The organism is Stenotrophomonas sp. S49 (assembly GCF_016624905.1).
GTDB lineage: Bacteria > Pseudomonadota > Gammaproteobacteria > Xanthomonadales > Xanthomonadaceae > Stenotrophomonas.
Window position 1 is genome coordinate 1 of record NZ_JACVUD010000145.1, and the last position, 6,252, is coordinate 6,252.

A 6,252-nucleotide genomic window follows, 5' to 3' on the forward strand; every position below is an offset into this window, starting at 1 on the left:
CGCGGCATGGATGCCGCGGCCAAGCCCCCATGGATGGGTTAACGGCGTCCCCGCCTGACCCCACCGCCGCGGCCAAGCGCGATAGATCCAGCCCACCGCACCCGCCACGAGGGGCTCCGCCGTTGGCCGTATCCGCGCCGGAGGCGCGATAATGCACCGATGGAAACCGTCCGCATCGCCACCCGCAAGAGCCCGCTCGCCCTCTGGCAGAGCGAACACGTCGCCGACCGCCTGCGCCAGGTCCACCCGGGCCTGCACGTGGAACTGGTGCCCATGAGCACCCGCGGCGATGAGGTGCTGGATCGCTCACTGGCCGCCATCGGCGGCAAGGGCCTGTTCCTGAAGGAGCTGGAGCTGGCCATGCTGCGCGGTGAGGCCGATTGCGCGGTGCATTCGCTGAAGGATGTGCCGATGGAACTGGATGCGCCCTTCGCGCTGCCGGCCATGCTGACCCGGCACGACCCGGCCGATGGCTTCGTCTCCAACCTCTATGCCTCGCTGGATGCGCTGCCGATCGGTGCCCGCGTGGGTACGTCCTCGCTGCGCCGCCAGGCCCAGTTGCGCGCACTGCGGCCCGACCTGCAGCTGCTGGATCTGCGCGGCAACGTGAACACACGCCTGGCCAAGCTGGACAACGGCGGCTACGACGCCATCGTGCTGGCGGTGGCCGGTCTGGAGCGCCTGGGGCTGGGCAACCGCATCGTGGCGCGCCTGCAGCCGCCGCAGTGGCTGCCGGCGCCGGCGCAGGGCGCGGTGGCGGTGGAGTGCGATGGCGGCAATGCACGCCTGATGGCCTTGTTTGCCGGCCTGGATGACGCGGCCACGCGTGCCTGCGTGGAAGCCGAGCGGGCGATGAACCGCGCGCTGCATGGCAGCTGCCATGTGCCGGTGGCGGCCATCGCCCAATGGCAGGGCGATGATCTGCACCTGCAGGGCCTGGTGGGCAGTGCCAGCGACGGCCGCGCGGTGCGCGCCGAAGCGGTCGGGCCGGGCAGCGATCCGGACACGCTGGGCCAGCAGGTGGCGAAGATGCTGCTCGATGCCGGCGCCGGCGAACTACTGAACGTCTGACCGGACCGGGATTCCGTAGCGTCGAGCTTGCTCGACTGCTGTTGGCCAAGCAGTCGAGCATGGCTCGACTCTACAAAACCGTTTCTTATTTGAACTTGTAGACCACGTTCATCGTGGTCAGCGTATCGGTCTTGCGCTTGTCGTCGGCCACGTCGCTGTTGTAACGCGCCTGCCAGCCGGCCTTCAGCGCCAGGTGTTCGTTCATGCTCACCGACACGCCGAAGTCGTTCTGGCCGAAGGTGTTGTACGAGCCCGATTCCACCAGCAGGTTGTTGATCAGGTCGGTGTTGTCGGTCAGCGAGTACTTCAGCTCGAACTGGCCCTGGCCGATCAGGCCGGTACGGGTGCGGTCGTCTTCGGTGCTGTGGGTGCGGCTGACACCGGGGCCGATCAGCGCGTCGAAGTAGAAGCGCTCGGTGTTCCACAGGCGGGTACCGTAGCCCAGGCCGAACGAGCTGCGGCGGTCGTAGGTGGCGAAGTCATCGCGCTCGAAACGCACCTTGGCCGACAGCTGGCGGTGCTCGCCCAGCTGCAGCGCGCTGCCGGCGCTGCCGGTGTAACGGTTGGCCGTGGTGTTGGTGCGGCGCGTGGTGGTGCCGTCGTCGTTGGTTTCGGTCACCTTGGAACTGGAGCGCAGGCCGAACAGATCCATGGTGTGCACCCAGTCATCGTCGGTGTAGCGCAGGCGCAGGCTGCCGTTGAAGCTTTCGGTGCTGCTGTTGCCGCGCGCCGACGCGAAGCCCAGCTCGCCGCCGCTGCCACTCCATGGCGAGGTCATCGCCGCCAGTTCGGATGCGTCCTGCGCGTAGGCCAGTGGCGCGCACAGCAGCAGGGGGACCAGCAGGGACAAACGCAGGGACATCAAGGCTTCTCCGAAGCGGTTAACAACCGGTGATGATACTGGATGGTCGATGACAGGCCGACCCATCGCGGCGCGCGCTTCAGCAGGCGTTGCCGCCACTGCCCCATTCAGGGCAGATCGACGCGCAGCGCAGGGTCGTTGAAGCGCGAATAGCGCAGCCGCAGCTGGTAGGGCCCATCCTGGGCGGTGCCGCTGCGCATGATCTGCCGCGGCAGGCCCTGGTCGTCCACCCAGTAATCCAGGTGTTCGCCGGGGCCGCTGCGCAGCCGGTAGTGGCGCGTGGCCACGCCGTCCAGCGATTGCTGGCCCAGGTCTTCCACCTGCAGGGCCGCCGGGTCGGCGTCGGCCGGCACCGGGCTGCGCCATTTTTCCAGGGCGCCCGCCGGCAGCGGCACCTGGCGGATCGCGCCTTCGGCCTGCAGGAACAGCGTGTCGCCGATGATGATCTGCGCCCCGGCCGGGGTTTCCACCCGGAAGCGGTCCGGTGCCACGAAGTCCATCGCGCTGCGCACCGGGCGCGGGCCGCCGCGCACGTCCAGCTCGGCGTGGAAGCTGCGCAGGGCGGCAAAGCGCTGGCTCGCGGCCAGCACCGCCTGGGCCGCATCGGCAGCGGGCACCGGCGTGGCCGCCGTGGCCGGCGCGGGGGTGCGATCGCAGCCGGCCAGCAGCAGGCAGGCCAGCAGGGGCAGGGCGGGCAACCGGCGCATCGGGCATGTCCATGGGGTGGGGGCGCCCACGATAGCCCAAAGCCCCCACACAACGCCCGCGACTCGGACATAATCGGGGGTATGGACCGATACGAACGCATCACCGCCCTGCATCGTCTGCTCAAGTCCGCTCGCTACCCGGTGACGGTGGCGACGCTGCAGGACAAGCTTGCCTGTTCCCGCGCCACCGTCTACCGCGACCTGGCCTTCCTGCGCGATGCGCTGATGGCGCCGATCGAGGGCGATGGCGAGGCCGGCTTCCGCTACCAGGCCGATGAAAGCGATCGTTTCGAGCTGCCGGGTCTGTGGCTCAGCTCGGAAGAACTGCATGCCCTGCTGGCATCGCAGCACCTGCTGGCGCGCACCGGCGGCGGCGTGCTGTCGTCGGTGCTGGCGCCGCTGCAGCAGCGTATCGAGGGCCTGCTGGCGGCCCAGGCCGGCGTGTCCAGTTGGCCGGTGGACCGGGTGCGGGTCATTCCGCACCGCGGCCGCAAGTTCGACGAAGCCAGCTTCCGCACCGTGGCGTCGGCGGTGCTGGAGCGCAAGCAGCTGGCATTTGAATACCGCGCCCGTTCCACCGACGAGCCGACCCGGCGCACGGTGTCACCACAGCGCCTGACCCACTACCGCGACAACTGGTACCTGGATGCCTGGGACCATGACCGCGAAGCCCTGCGCAGTTTCGCCGTCGATCGCGTGTACAAGGCGCGGGTGGTGGACGAGGGCGCCAGGGACGTGGCCGACACCGAACTGGACGAGCAGCTGGGCGCCAGCTACGGCATCTTCTCCGGCGCGCCCAAGGGCTGGGCGACCATCCTGTTCAGCGCCAAGGCGGCACGCTGGGTGGCCGATGAGCACTGGCATTCCAAGCAGCAGGGGCGTTTCCTGCCCGATGGCCGCTATGAACTGAAAGTGCCCTACAGTGTCTCGCGCGAACTGCTGATGGACGTGCTGCACTACGGCTCCGACGCCGAGATCGTTGAACCGGTGATGCTGCGCGAGCAGGCCAAGGCGCTGCTTGACCTGGCCCTGAGCAACTACGAAAAATCCTGACCCTCCCCCCGAGAGACCCCCTGCACCCATGAAGAAGACCCTGTTGCTGCCCTTGTTCGCCGCTGCGCTGGCCCTGACCGCCTGCGGCAAGTCCGGTGAGCCCTCGCAGAAACTGGTGGTGGCCGCCACGGCGGTGCCGCACGCGGAGATCCTGGAGGTGGTCAAGCCGATCCTGAAGCAGGAAGGCGTGGAACTGGACGTGCGCGTGTTCAACGACTACGTGCAGCCCAACGACCAGCTGGTGCAGAAGCAGGTGGACGCCAATTACTTCCAGACCGAGCCGTACCTGGATGCCTACAACCGTGATCGCAAGACCGACCTGACCAAGGTGATCGGCGTGCACATCGAGCCCTTCGGTGCGTACTCGCGCAAGGTGAAGTCGCTGGCCGAGCTGCGCGAAGGTGCCGACGTGGTCATTCCCAACGATCCCAGCAACAACAGCCGCGCGCTGATCCTGCTGCACAAGGCCGGGGTGATCGAGCTGAAGGACCCGACCAACGCGCTTTCCACCCAGCGCGACATCGTGTCCAACCCGAAGAAGTTGAAGTTCCGCGAGCTGGATTCGGCGATGCTGCCGCGCGTGCTGAACCAGGTGGACCTGGCCCTGATCAACACCAACTACGCGCTGGATGCCGGCCTGAACCCGACCCAGGATGCGCTGGCGATCGAGAGCAAGGATTCGCCTTACGTGAACTTCCTGGTGGCGCGCCCGGACAACAAGGACGATGCGCGCGTGCAGAAGCTGGCCAAGGCGCTCACCAGCCCGCAGGTGAAGACCTTCATTGAAACCAAGTACAAGGGCTCGGTGCTGCCGGCGTTCTGATGTTGGGGTAGCGCCGGGCCATGCCCGGCGTATCCGGGATTCGCCGGGCATGGCTCGGCGCTACCTATCTCAATCGACGTGGAAGGCCAGGGTTGCGGCCACGGCCTGCTGCCAGCCGGCGTACAGTTTTTCCCGGCGGGCCGCCTCCATCTGCGGCTCGAACCGCCGGTCCAGGCCCCACTGCGCGGCAATCTGCTCGCGGCTTTCCCAGAAGCCCACCGCCAGCCCGGCTAGATAGGCCGCGCCCAGCGCGGTGGTTTCGGTCAACCGCGGCCGCAGCAACGGCACGCCCAGGATGTCGGCCTGGAACCCGGCCAGGAAATCATTGGCGATCGCGCCGCCATCGGCGCGCAGCTCGCTCAGCGCGATGCCGGCGTCGGACTGCATGGCATCCAGCACGTCGCGGGTCTGGTAGGCCATGGCCTCCAGCGCGGCCCGTGCGAAATGCGCCTTGCTGGTGCCACGCGACAGGCCGAACATCGCCCCGCGCACGTCACTGCGCCAATAGGGCGCGCCCAGGCCCACGAAGGCCGGCACCAGGTACACGCCGCCACTGTCGGGCACCTGCGCAGCCAGCGCCTGGCTCTGGCTGGCATGGTCGATCATGCGCAGGCCGTCGCGCAGCCACTGCACCACCGAACCGGCCACGAAGATCGAGCCCTCCAGGGCGTATTCCACCTTGCCGTGCAGGCCCCACGCGATGGTGGTCAGCAGGCCGTTGCGTGAACGCACGGCCTGGTCACCGGTGTGCATCAACATGAAGCAGCCGGTGCCATAGGTGTTCTTCACCCGGCCCGGGCTGAAGCAGGCCTGGCCGAACAGCGCGGCCTGCTGGTCGCCGGCGATGCCGGCAATGGGAATGGGGTGGTCGAAGAAGAACTGCGGCCGCGTATGCGCGTAAACCGCACTGGAATCGCGCACCTGCGGCAGCATGGCACGCGGGATGTCCAGCAGTGCCAGCAGGTCGTCGTCCCAGTCCAGCGTGTGGATGTTGAACAGCAGCGTGCGCGCGGCATTGCTGTAGTCGGTCACGTGGGCCTGACCCCCGCTCAGGTTCCACACCAGCCAGCTGTCGATGGTGCCGAACAGCAGTTCGCCGCGCTCGGCGCGCTGCTGCGCACCGGGCACATGGTCCAGGATCCAGCGCACCTTGGTGGCCGAAAAATAGGCGTCGATCAGCAGCCCGGTGCGCTCGCGCACCAGCGCTTCGTGGCCGTCCGCGCGCAGGCGCTCGCAGATGGCCTGGCTTTGCCGCGACTGCCAGACAATGGCGTTGTGGATCGGCTGGCCGGTGGCGCGGTCCCACACCACGGTGGTCTCGCGCTGGTTGGTGATGCCCAGCGCAGCGATCTGGCGCGGATCGATCTGTTCGCGGCTGAGCAGTTCGGTCAGCGTGGCATAGACGCTGGTGAGGATCTCGCGCGGGTCATGTTCGACCCAGCCGGGCTGCGGAAAGATCTGCGCGAATTCGCGCTGCGCGCTGCCGACGATATCGCCGGCGTGATCGAACAGGATGGCGCGTGAACTGGTGGTGCCCTGGTCGATGGCCAGCACGTAGCGGGGCGTCATGGAGCGTCTCCGGTGGCGATGGGGAAATCCTACGGCATCGCGATGGAAGGGGCGGTGTGCGGGATTGCCGGGGAATCGAATCGACGGCGTGGCGTGGGATTGCCGCGGAGCCGTAGAGTCGGGGGGGGGGGGGGGGGGGGTGGTGGGGGGGCGGGGCGGGCGCCCGG

General features: G+C 68.1%; 6 protein-coding genes. 3 read left to right on the forward strand and 3 right to left on the reverse strand.

What is annotated here, in order from left to right; translation table 11 throughout:
- Positions 1–159 precede the first annotated feature (159 nt).
- Complete coding sequence (gene hemC / locus IAE58_RS19410) at positions 160–1,071, forward strand: hydroxymethylbilane synthase (protein WP_199934734.1); 912 nt, start codon at positions 160–162, stop codon at positions 1,069–1,071.
- A gap of 85 nt (positions 1,072–1,156) precedes the next feature.
- Here hemC and IAE58_RS19415 read toward each other — a convergent pair whose 3' ends face one another.
- Positions 1,157–1,933: a DUF481 domain-containing protein gene (locus IAE58_RS19415; RefSeq protein WP_199934735.1), complete on the reverse strand. Its 777-nt coding sequence runs from the start codon at positions 1,931–1,933 to the stop codon at positions 1,157–1,159.
- 107 nt (positions 1,934–2,040) lie between these two features.
- Positions 2,041–2,640, reverse strand: a complete 600-nt coding sequence (locus tag IAE58_RS19420; protein WP_199934736.1) for a hypothetical protein — start codon at positions 2,638–2,640, stop codon at positions 2,041–2,043.
- A gap of 81 nt (positions 2,641–2,721) precedes the next feature.
- Between IAE58_RS19420 and IAE58_RS19425 the strand changes: the two genes are divergently transcribed.
- Positions 2,722–3,693 (forward strand): YafY family protein, encoded by a 972-nt coding sequence (locus tag IAE58_RS19425; RefSeq protein WP_108750356.1) that lies wholly within the window; start codon positions 2,722–2,724, stop codon positions 3,691–3,693.
- Positions 3,694–3,721: 28 nt separating this feature from the next.
- Positions 3,722–4,516: a MetQ/NlpA family ABC transporter substrate-binding protein gene (locus IAE58_RS19430; RefSeq protein ID WP_199934737.1), complete on the forward strand. Its 795-nt coding sequence runs from the start codon at positions 3,722–3,724 to the stop codon at positions 4,514–4,516.
- Between the two features lie 69 nt (positions 4,517–4,585).
- Here the strand turns inward: IAE58_RS19430 and glpK are convergent, their stop codons facing one another.
- Entirely contained in the window at positions 4,586–6,085 is a 1,500-nt protein-coding gene (glpK, locus tag IAE58_RS19435) for a glycerol kinase GlpK (RefSeq protein ID WP_108754246.1), read from the reverse strand.
- Positions 6,086–6,252 lie beyond the last annotated feature (167 nt).